This window comes from Bradyrhizobium sp. LMG 9283 (assembly GCF_045571415.1).
Lineage (GTDB): Bacteria > Pseudomonadota > Alphaproteobacteria > Rhizobiales > Xanthobacteraceae > Bradyrhizobium.
Genome location: NZ_CP120691.1, coordinates 7195206 through 7210720 on the forward strand (window position 1 = coordinate 7195206; position 15515 = coordinate 7210720).

The 15515-nt window shown below is 57.5% G+C and carries 11 protein-coding genes and 4 pseudogenes; 6 read left to right on the plus strand and 9 right to left on the minus strand.

Annotation, left to right across the window (positions count from 1 at the left end; genetic code table 11):
* Positions 1 to 410: 410 nt before the first annotated feature.
* From P6U29_RS33615 to P6U29_RS33625, 3 genes and pseudogenes are all read right to left on the minus strand, one after another.
* Positions 411 to 1214: pseudogene (locus P6U29_RS33615) on the minus strand (IS3 family transposase); the annotation flags it as partial.
* Positions 1198 to 1936: pseudogene (locus tag P6U29_RS33620) on the minus strand (TrbG/VirB9 family P-type conjugative transfer protein); the annotation flags it as partial. The pseudogenes P6U29_RS33615 and P6U29_RS33620, both read right to left, overlap by 17 nt.
* A 2-nt stretch (positions 1937 to 1938) precedes the next feature.
* Positions 1939 to 2163, minus strand: a complete 225-nt coding sequence (locus P6U29_RS33625) for a VirB8/TrbF family protein (RefSeq protein ID WP_407119479.1) — start codon at positions 2161 to 2163, stop codon at positions 1939 to 1941.
* Between the two features lie 442 nt (positions 2164 to 2605).
* On the opposite strand from P6U29_RS33625, the gene P6U29_RS33630 reads away from it, so the two are divergent.
* Both P6U29_RS33630 and P6U29_RS33635 read left to right on the plus strand, forming a co-directional pair.
* Entirely contained in the window at positions 2606 to 2803 is a 198-nt protein-coding gene (locus tag P6U29_RS33630) for a hypothetical protein (RefSeq protein ID WP_407114569.1), read from the plus strand.
* A gap of 43 nt (positions 2804 to 2846) precedes the next feature.
* The gene (locus P6U29_RS33635; protein ID WP_407114570.1) at positions 2847 to 3050 is read left to right on the plus strand and encodes a hypothetical protein; all 204 of its coding nucleotides are present in this window, start codon (positions 2847 to 2849) and stop codon (positions 3048 to 3050) included.
* A 152-nt stretch (positions 3051 to 3202) separates the two neighbouring features.
* On the opposite strand, the gene P6U29_RS33640 is transcribed toward P6U29_RS33635, so the two are convergent.
* Together P6U29_RS33640 and P6U29_RS33645 are read right to left on the minus strand one after the other, a co-directional pair.
* Positions 3203 to 3847 (minus strand): hypothetical protein, encoded by a 645-nt coding sequence (locus P6U29_RS33640; RefSeq protein WP_407114571.1) that lies wholly within the window; start codon positions 3845 to 3847, stop codon positions 3203 to 3205.
* A gap of 184 nt (positions 3848 to 4031) precedes the next feature.
* Positions 4032 to 4457, minus strand: coding sequence for a hypothetical protein (locus P6U29_RS33645; RefSeq protein ID WP_407119610.1), 426 nt, complete (start codon positions 4455 to 4457; stop codon positions 4032 to 4034).
* Here P6U29_RS33645 and P6U29_RS33650 point away from each other — a divergent pair.
* Positions 4363 to 5104 (plus strand): annotated as a pseudogene (locus tag P6U29_RS33650) (MFS transporter). The gene P6U29_RS33645 and the pseudogene P6U29_RS33650 sit on opposite strands and share 95 nt — an antisense overlap.
* A 423-nt stretch (positions 5105 to 5527) precedes the next feature.
* Here P6U29_RS33650 and P6U29_RS33655 read toward each other — a convergent pair.
* Positions 5528 to 6325 (minus strand): methyl-accepting chemotaxis protein, encoded by a 798-nt coding sequence (locus P6U29_RS33655; RefSeq protein ID WP_407114572.1) that lies wholly within the window; start codon positions 6323 to 6325, stop codon positions 5528 to 5530.
* Between the two features lie 254 nt (positions 6326 to 6579).
* On the opposite strand from P6U29_RS33655, the gene P6U29_RS33660 reads away from it, so the two are divergent.
* Positions 6580 to 6963 (plus strand): hypothetical protein, encoded by a 384-nt coding sequence (locus tag P6U29_RS33660; RefSeq protein WP_407114573.1) that lies wholly within the window; start codon positions 6580 to 6582, stop codon positions 6961 to 6963.
* A gap of 1348 nt (positions 6964 to 8311) precedes the next feature.
* Here the strand turns inward: P6U29_RS33660 and P6U29_RS33665 are convergent.
* Positions 8312 to 8788 (minus strand): Lrp/AsnC family transcriptional regulator, encoded by a 477-nt coding sequence (locus tag P6U29_RS33665; protein WP_407114574.1) that lies wholly within the window; start codon positions 8786 to 8788, stop codon positions 8312 to 8314.
* A 1904-nt stretch (positions 8789 to 10692) separates the two neighbouring features.
* On the opposite strand from P6U29_RS33665, the gene P6U29_RS33670 reads away from it, so the two are divergent.
* Entirely contained in the window at positions 10693 to 11037 is a 345-nt protein-coding gene (locus tag P6U29_RS33670) for a hypothetical protein (protein ID WP_407114575.1), read from the plus strand.
* A 574-nt stretch (positions 11038 to 11611) separates the two neighbouring features.
* Positions 11612 to 11815, plus strand: a complete 204-nt coding sequence (locus P6U29_RS33675) for a DUF6894 family protein (RefSeq protein WP_407114576.1) — start codon at positions 11612 to 11614, stop codon at positions 11813 to 11815.
* Between the two features lie 1503 nt (positions 11816 to 13318).
* Here the strand turns inward: P6U29_RS33675 and P6U29_RS33680 are convergent.
* The gene (locus tag P6U29_RS33680) at positions 13319 to 13969 is read right to left on the minus strand and encodes a 3-oxoacid CoA-transferase subunit B (protein WP_407114577.1); all 651 of its coding nucleotides are present in this window, start codon (positions 13967 to 13969) and stop codon (positions 13319 to 13321) included.
* A gap of 89 nt (positions 13970 to 14058) precedes the next feature.
* A pseudogene (locus P6U29_RS33685) lies at positions 14059 to 14765 on the minus strand (CoA transferase subunit A).
* Positions 14766 to 15515: the final 750 nt, after the last annotated feature.

Consider the following 15515-nt stretch of genomic DNA (forward strand, 5'->3'; position numbering starts at 1 on the left):
CTGTTGGTAATCTGATAGCGGTAGTATTTCGTGATATGATGACGGGTGGTGTTGTTGGCTTGCAGTTCACGTCAGTGACGACCCGCGTCCCTTCGATGCATTTCATGACATTCCCTCTAAGGGGCAGGAGATTAGCTGCACTCGTCATGCTACATCTTGTCCTATCGTGATGAGCTGCGTCCTAATGCACGCCATCTACGCACTGATGGTACAGCATGAACAATGCATCGAAACCTACCTAACTTGGTGAGGAAACTTGCTATCCGTAAATCGACAGGCGTCGGCAGTGAGCTGCTATCGACGCGGCGGAGCGTTTCTGAACCGTAGCGGGATCACTTCGGACGTCTTGCGACGCGTCACCGGTCCAGTACGACGAGCTGACTGATCTTCCCCCAACAAAGTGGACGGGTTTAAGCGGCTTTTAGCTCCATCTCGATCGGAGGGATATATCCGATGGCGGAATGGAGCCGGGTTCGGTTGTAGAAGCCCTCGATGAAGGCCGAAGATATCACGCCGGGTTTCGGTGCGGGTCCGATACTGCCGATGATGAACGAGCTCGGTTTTGAGGGTGTGGAAGACACTCTCCATCGGAGCATTGTCGTAGTAGTCGGCCTTGCGGCTCATCGATGCGGTGACGCCGGCGACGGCAAGGGCCGCGCGATATTCGTGCGAAGCGTACTGCAGGTCGCAATCGGAATGGTGGATCAATCCGGCAGCGGGCCGCTGCTGGCGGAGCGCCATCGAAAGCGCGGAGGAGACGGGTTCGACGCGCATGTGGTCGCGCATCGCCCAACCGACGATCTTGCGGCTGAAGAGGTCCATGATGGCCGCCAGGTACAGCCAGCCCTCGGCTGTCGGAATGCAGGTGATATCGGCCAACCAGAGCCGGTTTGGGGCTGCGGCGGTGAAGTCGCGCGCGATCAGGTTCGGCGCGATCGGCAGATCGTGGCGACTGTCGGTGGCGCGGACCCGACGTGGCGGCGTCATGATCGCCCGAATGCCATGCCGTCGCATCAGCCGCTCGATCCGGCCGCGACTGGCCCCACGTCGCTCGCCCGCAGGACGGCGTGAACCCGGGGGCTGCCATAGCGCTGGCCGCTGTCACGATGGACCTGCCGGATCTCGGCCAGCAACGCGGCATTGGAGGTTGCGCGGCTGCTCACCGGACGCTCGCGCCAAGCGTAATAGCCCGTCGGCGTCATAGGCATTGACCGGGCGCCAGGGCGGGCTATGCCCCTCAATGCTGTAACGATAGCGCCGTTGTGTCAGATGCGGAATGACAGGCGCGGGCGGCAGAGCTCTGGCACGCGTGGCCATGTCCTCGGGATAGAACCATGCCACGGACGGCATATAGACCTTTTCGCGAGAGCGCAGTTCGACCAGGTAAGCACGCCTGTCGGTGTTGATGACGAGGTTTGTCTCAAGCGCAGGGCGGGTGGGTTTCACCATGATGTGAATGCGTCGCCTGTCGCCGTTGCCGCTCTCGGCGTCGCCAACCACCTATCGCACCGTATCTCCTAAGGCCACCGGTCTCGAACCAATCAGTTGCTCGCAAGGCTCCAGCGCAATATCAGTGATCTGCCCCGGCGCGGCGTAGATCTGGTGAAGGGCGCCCGGGCTGAATGAGAACACCTGCACCGCATTGAAGTAGCCAGAGTTGCGAGGCTGTACCCGTGCGGCACTGTTCGCGGTTTCGGTTCGCTCAATCGGCTCTTTGCTTCCGCTTTTGTGCCGGCTCGCGCCGCAGCCGGGCGGAACATGCAGTGGGTGCGGACGCTCCTCGGCAAGCGCCGGCAAGTCTTCGGAACATCGCTATCATAGCTGATTTGTGATGCTAAAAGATGGTGCAGCCGCCAAGAGCGGACATGGAGATCAGAACAGCGAGCCGCAGGCTGGGCCAGGCTCTCTTGAGAACAAGTACAAGACCTGACGTCATTGCTAGCCCAGCTCCTTTGACCGGTTGATTACGTTGACATAGATGCCGAGGGATTTTTGCGCAGGCGATCGAGGATCGCGCAGCCCTTCCACGACCATGGACATGATGGCGCTCCACCGCTCGGTTGCGGCAAGCTGACCGTTGTCGTAGCGACGTTCGATCCAGGATAAGCGAAAACTTTCGGGCGAGGCCCTGATGACACTCGATACCTCGACCGCAACCTGTATTTTGACGAGCTTGAGTTAGAAAGGCGCGAAAAGCGCGAAGCGAAGGAGCGTGGCTGGTCAGCCCATCTCGTGCGAGACAAATTTCCAGCAGCCGCCCACCCGCTCCACGTAACGGCGGATGCAGACACGGTTCTTCGTACCTTTATTGATCTGGCAATGCAGGGCTCGTTGCACGCCAACACAGCTGGGTCGCTGAACGCGAGCGCTGTCGGCGTCCGGCGAGCAATGGAGGACTATCTGCTCCATTTTCACGGGCCAGCACCTGCCGCGCCCGGATATATGAAGGCGAGGACGAAAAGCTCCTACCAAGGCTTTTCCGTCACTGTCGTGCAGCCAAAAAAGGCCGAAGCTCACGGCTCCTACACTATAGAGCCGATGAACAGTCCCAAACCCGCCTCATTCCCCGTGGGGATGCTGCATCCGCAGGGAGAGGAGACCGAACATGTTGAATGACGATCTTGGTCCTTCGAAGCCGGATGAGCCGCAGAGTGATTCCGACGCCGTCATGTTGTATGGAAGCGCGCTGGTCGACCGGCTCACATATATCTCAACGACATTCAGCTCGCTGGTCATGAGTATGGGCAAAGCTGCGCGTGACAATAGCGATGTCCTAGTCCCACTGGTCGAGGTGAAGTTCTAGGGACCCACCGGCCAGGACGACACCCTATCCAAGACCTTTTTTTTTGGAGCTGGTGCCGCTCGAAAATATCGCTTTCGTTCTCGAGGACATGTCGAACGATCTCTCGACTGTTTGCCATCACCTGAGCGCGGTGGGCGGCAGCCCGGTGAAGCCTGACTTCAAGCGACTGGGCGAAACGAGACGGCTTTTGAACGAAGCCAAGGGCAACCTCGAAAAGTGCTTGGCCGATTTGGAAAGGATTAGCTGAGGCTCCCTTAAGTAAGGGCACAAAGTGCTCGAGCGCAGTTGAGAATTGCTTGCTAGGGCGCCAAGTCGATCAGCCATGTTCGCTAAAGACGAGCATCAGAGATGACTAGCGTACTGCGGGAATGTTGTTCGCTGCCGAATCTGTTCTAAGCGTCAGCTTGCCGCCTTCAAAGCGAGCACGGTGTTTACAAAGCGAACGCCATAATTCCTTGCCGCTATTGCGCTCAGGACAAATTGCGCCAGGAGCGCTCCCGCATACACCAGCGCTGTCCTATAAGTCTGCATAGCCATTGTGCCGATTCCGCCAAGGACGATCAGCAGCATGAACGCGATGCCGGCATAGTCGCGCGTCAGCAGGAACAGACGGTGGACCTGCAGAACCCGGGGATCGCCTTCCACTAACTTGTAAAGCTTATACCAAAGAGCATTTTGCTCGCTCGGCGCAGTGGGAAACGGCCCCACTTTGCTCTTGAGTGCCGCGATATCGATTCGCGGATCGCGATGGACGTAGTAGGAAAACGCGCGACATCCAGGCAAGCGATCGTGCCAGCGCCAGAATACCAATCTGGCTTTGGTTTGGATATCAAGCAGGCCGTTGATCACGCCGATGAACACGACCCCTAATCCAGCAGGTATGAGCGCCTGCCAATGCTTGAGCATTTCCTCATAATCGGCCGCAACAAGCTGATCAGTCTTCAGCGCAACCGCGAAAATGGCGATGTTGACGACCAGGATTGTGATCAAAGAGGAGGTGTTTTGATTCTTGAGTGATTTCTCTTTCGAGTGCTTCTTGGTCATTCTTCTTAGCTCATCTGGTTGACCTTGGTCCGGGCAGCACGACAGACGAGCGATAGTATTGGCTCGCCCTCTTCGAACACGGATGCTCTTTCAACATAAGGGGGAAGACGGAGGTGCTTCAAGAAGCAAACGCAAGTCTCAGTCTTCTTCGTCCGGATAGGGCAAACACTCGGCGAGACTGTAGTCATCGCGCTCCGGGGGCATTTTTGGCAGTTCGCTTGTCTGACCCTTCGGTTGAGATGACATGCGCTCCGCGATGGTGCATAGCCCGGACAACTGACTTGCGCGGATGATTCTCATCGGCTTCGGCCGCGCTGATCACGGCCGTGAAGGTCGCTTTACCGCCCTGCACCTTCTTCCTTTCACCCAAGAGCTGATCCAGCAGTTCGGTCGAAACGTTATGGCGGCCACCGTGGTGAGGAACCTGGAAGCGATCGATGTTTTCATCGCTGAGATGATCGCTCGAAGCGGCCATTCGCGCCTGCGCACTGTCGACGGGTGGACGCCTTGTCGCTGTGGCATTGAGCCACGATCTGATGTTGACGTCCGCCGCACTGGTGCAGGCGGGAGGCACATGGATGATGACGTGGGTGCTGTTCAACGTCGTCATACAGCTGTCAGCACCCCGCTGGGTTGCCGGGCGCTCACTCGCAGCTTATCAGGCAGCGGGATCAGCCGGAATTGCGATCGGTAGTTGAGGCTGGGGCAGGCTGACTGACGACGCCAGTGTCGACAATGCACTTCTGGTGTCAGGCGTGCTAATGCTGCTCTCGCCTCTGATGGGGCTCTGGTCGCCGATGCCGTACGTAGTGCCCGGGGTCAAGAAGCCGAGCTCCTCGCGGATCCCGACGTGCAGCTGGCGTGGCCGGAGTGGCCCTCTGATCATCGAAATCGAATATAGAGTTGCGAAGGAGGATGCGCTTGCGTTCCACAACGCTATGCTGGCAGTCCAGCTCTTCCGTCAACGCAACGGCGCTTCCCCATGGTCAATCGCGCGCGACATTGCCGACCTGGAATCGTGGACGGAGCGTTATCACTGCGACCTGGTTCGACTACCTGCGTCAGCGTGACCGCGCGACGGTATCGGAGCGCGCGCTGGAGCGGAAGGCGGCAGCATTTCACATCGGCCGCGACCCTGTGCGGGTTCGTCGCATGCTGGAGCGCCCGTTTGGATCATTACGTTCGAAGGACGACAATTCCAGCCGCTCCGAGGACCACCTCCTACTCAACGAAAATACCCCCGGCGGGACTCGATAGCGCCGGCCTCCTCGGAGAAGCGATCCAGGCGCGACAGTTTCAAAGCCCTTCCGCAGCCGGCCCAACCGTCTCTCCACACCTCGGCGCATCGCACGTCTGCGTCGGGGAGCCTCTGTAGATCGAGCTGCCACCATCGCGGCTTCAGGGGCGAGCAGATGATCCGATTGTACTACGGCAGGTCGGTAGGCCTCAAAGCAGGCCCCTGCCCGCCTTGCCGGAAAGCCGAGTCCAGTGGTAAAGAAAAACAATTCAACTACGCGGGCGCGCGAGTTGAGATTCTCATTAGGCTGCATGCACTCTTCCTAGGAAATTATCTAGCTCGTGCTTGAGTCGACAGCTTTCCTCGGACAACAATTCGGCGGCGCTCAGCACCTGCATCGAAGCCCAGTTTCTTTGGCGCGATGGATGACATCACTGGCGCTTTCAGCTACCTGACTGGTCCTGACAGCAGCTTGCTGCAAATTGAACGCCACCTTCTTGCTCGTCGTCTTCTGCTGCGCGATCGAGGCGACGAAACCCTTGGCGATCTCCGAAATGCCAACGTGCGCCTGTTTCGGTAATTGCATCGACCGCCTCGGTCGTCGCGGTCTGAATGCCGGCGATTTGCTCACGAATCTCAACAGTCGCTTGTGCGGTCTGCGTCGCAAGAGATTTTACTTCCTGGGCGACAACAGCAAAACCTCTGCCGCGATCGCCGGCGCGCGCGGCTTCGATCGTTGCATTCAATGCGAGCAAGCTTGTCTGCCGCGCGATCGCAGCGATTAGCTGAACGACGCTGCCGATCCGCTCGGCTGCGACGGCCAAATCAACCATGCGCTGATCGCAAACTTCGGTCTTGCGAACGGCCTCGCCGGCCATATCGGCCGCCGCCTCAACCTGGCGACCGGCATCAGCAATAGTTGTCGCCATTTCGCCCGTCGAGGCCGCAACACGTTGGACATTGGCGGACGCCTCTTTCGAGGAAGACGCGACCTGTATCGAAAGCTCTCGGCTTTGATCAGCCGAACCAGTAAGGCTTCGTGCCGACGCTTCGAGTTGTGTGGAGGCGGCCGAGACAGTATCGATCACCTGGCCCACGGCTGCTTCAAATTCTCCGACGAACCGAGAGATCCCGGCTTTGCGCTGCTCGGCGGCAACCTCGTCCCTTTCGGCTTTGGCGTCGAGCTCAGGCTGTATCCTCTCACGAGCTCTCAGCTTAAAGTCTTCTACAGCTTCGGCCATTTCGCCAAGCTCGTCCCTCCGGCCCAAGACCTGGCAGAACCACATCAAACTGCCCATGGCCGAGCTGGCGCATCGCCAACGCCATCAAAGCGACCGTTCTGGCAATGCGCTGACCGAACAGGAAGGCGAGCACGCCTATGAGCAGCGTTGCTAGCCCGATCCCCCATACCAACTTCTGCCGGATGTCTTCCGCCCGCAGTTCTGCTCAGCAGCAGTCGTGATTCCACGATTGCCGGACGAATACGATCATAGATTTGTTGCAGATCGCTTACCTGGTCGGTCAGGGTTTGCTACGTCACCATGAACGACACAAGATTGTCCTTGCAAGTGCGGACGAGCTTGAGAACGTCCCCCTTCGCTCCTTCGGGCAGGCTCGACTTGGCAAGCTCGGTTTCGAATTCTGCCTCGAGATCAGTCAATTTATCCCCGTATTTGTCGTCGCCCCGCAGGATGAAGTTCCTTTCGTGCCGACGCATCATCAGCAACAAGATCGTGAGGCGCGGCTAGTTCGCTTCACCCAGTCGTTGCTCGACGGCGTGCACGGCCTTCCGCAACTTGCCCTGAAAGCCGTCATCTTCATTGAAGCCAAGTACGTTGACCAAAGACCACGTTCTGAAAGCGCGTCGCATAGAGGTTGATAATCGGCTGCAGGGTGCCGGCCTGCGTCAGCGGGCTATCATCTGGCAGCGCGGACACCAATGTTTGGAGGCGAGATAGGGTTGCCAACTGGCCTTCTTGATGATCTGCATGCCTCTCTACCAGGGTTTCGGACGGCCTGCGGAGGAAGTTACTCGCGATTTGGCCGGATTCCACGAAGCTCTGTGACAACGATACGACAAGAGCTTTCAGTTGATTGCTAGCGCTCGATTCGCGTTGGACCAGGCTCGCGTAGTTCCACGCGCCAATACATATTGCAGCCGTGACAAGGACCCCGGAAAGCCTGAGCAGTGCCATTTGCTCGCGCAGTCCAACGCGGGGCGCGCGGCTCGGCGGCAATGCTGCTCATTCTTGTCCATCTGATCATGAGTTGAACCTGCAGGCGGTGTCCGGTTGGCGCACTAAGTGTGTATTCACGTTGAGCAAGACTTCATTGTTTGGTTCGCGCGATCGAGAACAAGCCGCTGCCTAGTTGAGATTGATTTCGAAATCCTGAACTCGTGACGAAGGGCGCACGCGATAGCAGCAGAGATCGATTTTGCTGTCTCGAGTCAAAACGACTTCGCTCCGCGTTCCGGTTCGAGAGACATGTGTCAAGCACTAAGCAACCGCCGCGGTCAAAGCATCGTTTGCGCACAAAACATGCGACATCACCGTAAACATCGTGTATTCGGATGTACAACTTGTGCAGGCGGACACGTCGGCGAAGTTTTGGAGTACTAGGTGGGTGATCGATTTACTCACTTAGATACTCCCTTCAGTCGCCCTCTTTGGGGCCTTTCCTCCCTGACTTGGCCGTGCGAGGACCTTGCACGGCCACTTTTCTTGGCTCGTCGCGCCGATCAGACTAATCTAGAGTTTAGCTTCGTCCGTCGAGCGCCGCGTTGAAGTACGTGGACATTGGCTTCGACGTCTGAAGGAGGGATCATCGTCTCGTCTTGACATCAAAACTGGCCGACATGAAGTCATCGACGCATAACTGGTTGGTCCGGAGACTAGGTAGCGCTACGACGAAGGCTACAAGCCTCGCACCTCAGGCTGATTTCCAATTAGATCCATAGCATTTGCTGATATCGCGGCGGCGCTGGGGAATCGACAGATAATCGCCGATGCTGTCGATTTGCTACGTTCCGGGCGAACGACCCTCTCTTTCGGAAGCTTGCGGCGAAGCGATACGACAACATCCGGGTGTGAAAGGCATTCACTGGTCAGGAAAGTCCAACCCGCAGATGACTAGGACGTTCTGCGACACGTATACGTTTGGTAACGAGCACATATGGCGGGGCCTTGGGAGCTGCCTGGACGCAGCCGCATGCGTCACAACTTTCGTCAGTCCTCCAGCGATTCCTCAACTGGGATGGCAAACCCCACCTTTACGCGGTCTACTACGACCATTGTTTTGACCGCCTTAACGTTCGGGTTCGTATAGAAGAACCGCCTGGTAAACTGCTCATAATCTTCCATGGTCGTCGCGGTAATGTAGAGAAGGAAGTCAGCATCCCCAGTGACGTAGAATCCATTCACGACTTCAGCAGACGATTTGATCGCTTTCTTGAATCTATCGACTATCTCTGCACTTTCCCGTTCCAGGCTCACCAGGAGGAGCATTTGAATCGGCCGGCCGACCGCCTTCGGAGAAACGATCGAAATGTCGGCCTCGATAATGCCTTCCGAGCGGAGACGCTTCAGTCGTCGCTGACACGCTGTTGCGGAAAGCCCGACCATTTCTCCGATCACGTCAGAAGTCAGACGGTTGTTCTTCTGCACAATCTCGAGGATGCGGGCGTCTATTCGATCGTATCGCATTTTCTGCTACCAATGGGGTGAACTCCACCGCGAAATCCGACTGCATTGCAGAAAATCAACCTAACAGCGGCGAAATGCAACGGTTTTCGACGAAAAAAGCCTGATGATGGCAGCCCATTGCTCACCGAAACCATGCGGTGACAGGAGAACTCTGTGGAACCATCCGGAGGAGCCCTCCGCCGGACCAGACGCTCAAGTTGTGCTCGATAGCCCCATTCTTTGGAATTGAGCAAGCAGCGAGAGGTCTCGGCGGGCCATCAGGTCAACGTCTAACGCGGGATTTGCCCTGCATCTCCACGAGCATACAAACGTTCGCGAGCGCGCCCTCACGCCAAGTATCAGTAACTCAATCTAGCCTACCCAAATCGCGGCCATTTCGGCAGGTAGTAGCACGAAGAATCCATCGCCACCGTCGAGTCGCAAAATCGTCAGGCCGTCTGAGCGTAAGTCGCGTCAGGTCGCTCCCTCTCGTCTCTGTCGCCCTTTCAGCAGCCGCGCAGCAATATCGTGAATGCAATTCGGCAAGGGCGACACTGACCCGTCTTACGGAGTGGTGTTGAGGATTCAACATGAACATCGACATACTGATGTCTAAGCACGGGTGCATTAGCTCGCATTGGCGACGCGGCGCATCGACGTCCGATTGGCTGAACGCACCAGTTTCTGCAGGGCCACTTCAGACGAGAAAACTGGGAGCACGGCTAAAAGCGAGCGTCGCGCGTTCGCTTCGCGGTGCGACGTTGCTGCTGACGTTCATGACGCCGCCGAGCCCGTTCGATAGCGAGGGGTTGAGTCATCGTCGGCGTCAGCTGCTCGGGAGCGGCTGGCTCCGTCTCTGGTATCGCGTGCTCAGGATTCGGCCGCCCCTCCATCAAGTCGAGGATAGCACGGAAAGCATCGGTGATACGCCATCCACCATTTACACGCTCAATGAGTCTCTGAGAGAAAATGTCTAAGTTCGGCACGCGGGCGCCCAATCTCTTCGTGCGCTGAGCCCAGTCGCGACCGCTCGTCGCGAGTAGTCGGGCATCATCTCGCCGCCGCTGGCCGCCTCCAGGAGCTTTGATGCAACATGGGCGCGGACGCCGGTCTCGTCCCGCGAAACATTCTCGCAGACTTCTTCAAGGACGGCGCGCAGCAGCGCGGCAGTGCAGCCATTCACCATTTAAGATCTCCCCCAATCTTTCGCAGGGAGGATAGTACGTACTGGACGTTCCAAAATTCAAGTGGATCAAGAACATCTGGCAACCTAAGATCTTATCAGGCCTCAGACGATCTGGACCAGCGTTTACTGCCCTGCAGCGCGGCTTCTGGCCGGCTCCATCCTAAACTCTCCCGAGCTCCGCACGGACAGCTGCAGCTTACATCAGCAAGCCGGCAATTTCGTGCTGCTTCTCTGGCCCAGGCCGGCCGGAGCGGACGGGCTGCTCGGGCGGCGAGAGCTCGCACCCCGAGCAGCATCAAATTGTACTGCAGCCAAATGGTTTGCTGCTTTTCCCGCTTGCTGCGCTGGCACAAGGCATTTGCGTACATGCGCATCCGGATTCGATAAAGATAATTGGTCATGCTCGCCCTTACGCCTTCTGAAACAAGGTGGTCTCCGCGCAAACCGCCTCCATCTGGAATCGTCTGCTCGTGAAAACGTGGCGCTTGTACACTTCATAATAACGGTTCACCGATGCTAATTAACGCGTGAAGGAAGGGACTAACGCCGGAATTCAACAATTGATTGCTAAAATTTCGATGAATTTCACAGCGTCGACTCGTCCATGATCATGACCACCGGGATGAGCAACTGATGCTGCGACTGCCCTAACGCATCCGAGTTGCCCAACGCGAGCCCGATGAGCGAGGACAGCCTTGTCACCGTTCCGCGCCACAAACGAACGGGACCGTGAGAACAGATGCGTGCGGATCATCCCAGTCCAGCAAGTTTGCCCGGTGTTGGCTCAGCAAAGTGTCAGGGCGCGGTCTGGCTTTTGATGTGGGAGATCAGAACAATCAATTTTCGCTTGGACAAGCTCCGCCAGTTTCGTAAGCCTTCCACAAGCGATTCCCGAATTGTCGAGATGTCACTAACACGCAAGACTTACGAGCATCTTGCGAGTGTGGCCGCACAAGAGGAGGCACTCGATCAGTTTGTTTTTGGTGACCTCGCGATTCGTGAGTTGACCGATTTTGCTGAGAAGCTCACCGCGCTAAAGCATCGTCTAGAGAAAGCCCGGTTGATAGCGGCCCGGGAGTCGTAAAGACCCTCGCCCTCGGCGTTCACATCCGCACATCCGCCGGCACTTTGGAGCAGCCTTCCGCGGCTCGCGGCAGCCTTTACACCGCGAGAATGCTCATCCAACTCTGAAGTCGGGAAAGGTGCGCGCACCAACGCTCTGGCTTCTATTGGGCTTCTGGTGAAAGCTTCAGACCCTTAATCTGATAGGTCACGTCCGAGTTGTTTCCTTATCGTCGGTGTAAAGGAGCAATCAGCCCGAAACGTACCAACTATCTGATTTTTTTCCTATGTGCGAGATTGTTCGTCTCTTCAAGTTGAAGTAAGTGGAGCAACCAATGATGGAGCGCTGCTTACGATGCTGCCAGAATTGCTCATCCTCCTAACTCCGTCCGCAGTCGGTCGGGACCTAACCGAGAAACCTTCTGCAGATCGTGCCATGTGTGTGGCCCGTGGTGCTCTGTGGTAGTGCCAACAAGCAACGAGCTTGGGCCCTCGTGGGCTCGTTATTCACGGAGGCACACGCGAATGCTGGCGATAAGACCGCATCTTTTCTACCAATAACGGTTGTCCCTCGTATCAATGAGGTCGGCGAGCCAATGCTTCGCTTTTATTTCAGTCTTGCTGGGCAGCAAAATGTCGACGACCCCTTTGGACTGGCATTCGAGAACGAGCTGCAGGCGTTTCGTGCAGCTGAGCGATTTGCGAGGGAGCTTGCAATTGCTCAGCCTGCGCTACGCGGCACTACTAGCGTCGTCGTCACACGAAAAGATCGAGATGAAACGTATCTCATAGGCGTGTGATCGATTTCATGATCCAGGCCAAGCGTAACTCCACTCTCCGACTGTGCCTGCACGCATTGTGTGCATGTGACCCACCACCGGCGCATCTGACTGCGCCTCCCAAGTTGGGTCATCTCAAGCGCACAGTTTCCCTCTGACGCATTATACCGCAACAAATGTCGTCCTGGCCGCGTCGGACGCAGAGACAGCAGTGAACTCGGAGAGGGCCGTCCGGTCGTCCGTAGACAACCTATGGTCGGGATTTGACCTGCGGGTTTTCAGTCAATCCTAGGCTGCTCGCCGGCACGAGTTGCTGTGCTGAGCCACCAGACCGAGGCCGCCCCGAGCTGAAACCAGCAGGACGTTGCGGTCATTAAGGCCCGGAAGCCAAGAGGAACGACATCCACATGGGCGCTTGCCGTAAGGTAGGGCAAGAGGACACCCCTGAAATGACTGCGTCGGTAGCAATCGTGATTGCAATAATGTCTCCGTGATCTCACATCTCGCAGATAACCCGTTCCTAAAAACCGACCACATCCGGTGCAGGTCCTATGGCCACACGGGGACCTATGATTCACGAGAATGAATTGCATTGCGCTAGCTCGTCAGTGTCTTCAGGTTCGCTCTCTCCGGAGGATCCGATGGGCGACGCACAGGTATTATGCTGGCATTTTCGCGACTGCGCTCTAACGCCGGGCGTGTGATCCGATGTTGAGTTTCATTCGCGTGAGCTTCTTCTCGCTCAAAGTCTCTCTGATACCTGGTACGTTGCACTGGACCATGCGCGACAAGCGAACCATTTGTGGTCGGCCTCACGGCGAGCAGCGAATCGGTCTACGCTTTTTTTGGAACAAAGAGCAGTCCGCCAAGAGTAATGGCGGATTAGCCCGAACTTTCCGCCGCAAACGCCGCAGCACTTCACCGTGGTGTGGCTGACATTACTGAAGCTGTTACGCATACGAACCTCCAGATGTTACGTGGTTATGATTTCCCGTTCTTTTAGCGCAGCACATCCGCACGCCAGATGAGGCGTCGGCATGTCGAGTCTCGGTGCATGAACAGATCCGGGCGCAACACTTGAGCGATATGCGTCTGCTAGGCGAGGCGGAACGTCCAATCACGTGCTTCGCAAGCCGGATCTTGATGGCTTACTGTATCGATATTTCAAAACTGCTTAATGCAATGATTTGGACTTTGGCGCTGTAATCCTGCGTTTGACCCGGATTGGTCGACGCAAACGGACCCCCAAGGGATCGGGAGCGCACAAGTCAGCTCGCTCCCGGTGCGCCTTTGCTCTGTTCGCTGGATTCGGTGGAGGGTAGTCCCGTCTGCCTGCTCAATGCCAGCAATGGGCTGGCTCATCTCGACCGTCATCTGCGCAATTTCGCTTCAAAGTGCTACAAGCCCGCCCAGTGATATCGAACAGGCCGCGATCCACGGATGCGGTCGAGGACTAGATGTTTTTGGCGAGGCAATCAGGAACGCGCAGACCGTATCATCGTGCGCGCCCCATTCTCGAAGACCTCAGGTGTTTTTCAGCGCGACGCGGAATTCGGCTTCGGTCTTGGCCTTGACCTCGTCGAGCCTGACGCCGTCGGCGAGCTCGATCAGCGCCATGCCGCCGTCGCCGTGCTTGTCGATGGTGAAAACTGCGAGATCGGTGACGACCATGTCGACGACCCGCTCGCCGGTCAACGGCAAATTGCACTTCTTGAGCAACTTCGGGCCGTCCTTGGCCGAATGCTCCATCACCACGACGACGCGCTTGACGCCGGCGACGAGGTCCATCGCGCCGCCCATACCCTTGACCGTCTTGCCGGGGATCATCCAGTTGGCGAGATCGCCGTTCTGGGCCACCTGCATGGCGCCGAGGATCGACAGATCCATGTGGCCGCCGCGAATCATGCCAAAGGAATCCGCGCTCGAGAAATACGAGGTCGAGGGCAGCTCGCTCACGGTCTGCTTGCCGGCGTTGATCAGGTCCGCGTCCACCTCGTCTTCATACGGGAACGGGCCCATGCCGAGCATGCCGTTCTCGCTCTGCAGGCTGACGTCCATGCCATCAGGGATGTAATTCGAGACCAGCGTCGGGATGCCGATGCCGAGATTGACGTAATAGCCGTCACGCAACTCCTTCGCGGCGCGCGCGGCCATCTGTTCACGGGTCCAGGCCATCGTTGTGCTCCTGTCGATTCTTTAGTGGCGCATGATCTGATCGGAAAACCGGCTTCCACTTTGCGCTAACGCGGCCCTTCGGGTCCGGATCATGCGCTGGTGCGCGGGCGGGTGTTGCGGAATTCGATGCGCTTCTTGGCCGTACCGACCTCGACGATGCGCTTCACGAAAATGCCGGGGTGTGGATGTGGTCGGGATTGAGTTCACCGGCCGGAACCAGATGCTCGACCTCGGCCACCGTGATCTTCGCGGCGGTCGCCATCATCGGGTTAAAATTGCGCGCGGTCTTGCGGTAGATGAGGTTGCCGGCGGTGTCGCCCTTCCAGGCGTGCACGATGGCGAGGTCGGCGAACAGGCCGCGCTCCATCAGATACTTCTCGCCGTCGAACTCCTTCACTTCCTTGCCTTCGGCGATCAGCGTGCCGACGCCGGTCTTGGTGTAGAAGGCCGGGATACCGGCGCCGCCCGCGCGAATGCGCTCGGCCAGCGTGCCCTGCGGATTGAATTCGAGTTCCAGCTCGCCGGCGAGGAATTGCTGGGCAAACAGCTTGTTCTCGCCGACATAGGACGAGATCATCTTCTTGATCTGGCGGGTTTCGAGAAGACGGCTGAGGCCGATCCCGTCGACACCGGCATTGTTGGAGACCACCGTCAGGCCCTTGACACCGGAGTCCCGGATCGCGTCCGACAGCTCCTCGGCAATGCCGCAGAGGCCGAAGCCGCCCGACATGATCATCATGTTGTCTTTGAGAATGCCGTCGAGCGCCGACTTGGCGTTGGGATAGACCTTGTTCATGAATGGCTGACCTAATGGAGGAGCTTAAGAGCCGTAGCTGAAGCCGATGCGTGGTCCCGACTATTCGGCTGGAATCGTCGTAATGCCTCAGCGGCAGGGGGAATCGATTTCTCTGCGGTGAGCGCCTTGGGCTGGAAGTTCTGCGATCGGTATCGAATAGCGGCCGCATTGACAAGGCCTGGCGCCAATAACCCCAAAGGCTGCAGTTTGCCTCGGCGTTGCTCCCGGTTTGTCCACAAATGCGTCCAAGAGCCGTCTCTCTTGAAGCATGACCTGGCGCAGCCCACTTATCGCCTCGCACCCGGCATCCGACAAGAAGCTATTGGTTCGCGCGCTCATTTGGGCTCGACTCCTTCGTCCCCGCCGCTTGCCGCAGGCTGTCTACAAACAATAATTATGATGGATTGACGAAGAAAGTCGCCCAACGCTTAGGGCTCGCGCGCTCACATGCGGCTAAATTCATTATCTACTGCAGGATTCCATCAAAGAGTTCGAGTTAATCGACGCGCGAGGATTTGGCGGCAGTGCATAGCCTGCGATGGACTCAGGCAATCCACGAGCCGCCATTTTGCTCGGCCCGTCGGTTGGACAGGATACGACCAAGCCATTTGAAGAACGGACGAGAATGACTCGCCGATTTAGGCTGCTTGAATCCCGCGTTATGAGCGATCTCGCTCCCACTTTAGCTGAGAGCTCGCCTCGGCCGGTACTTCTGCGGATATCACTGTCTGCAACCAATCTTTCGCCCCG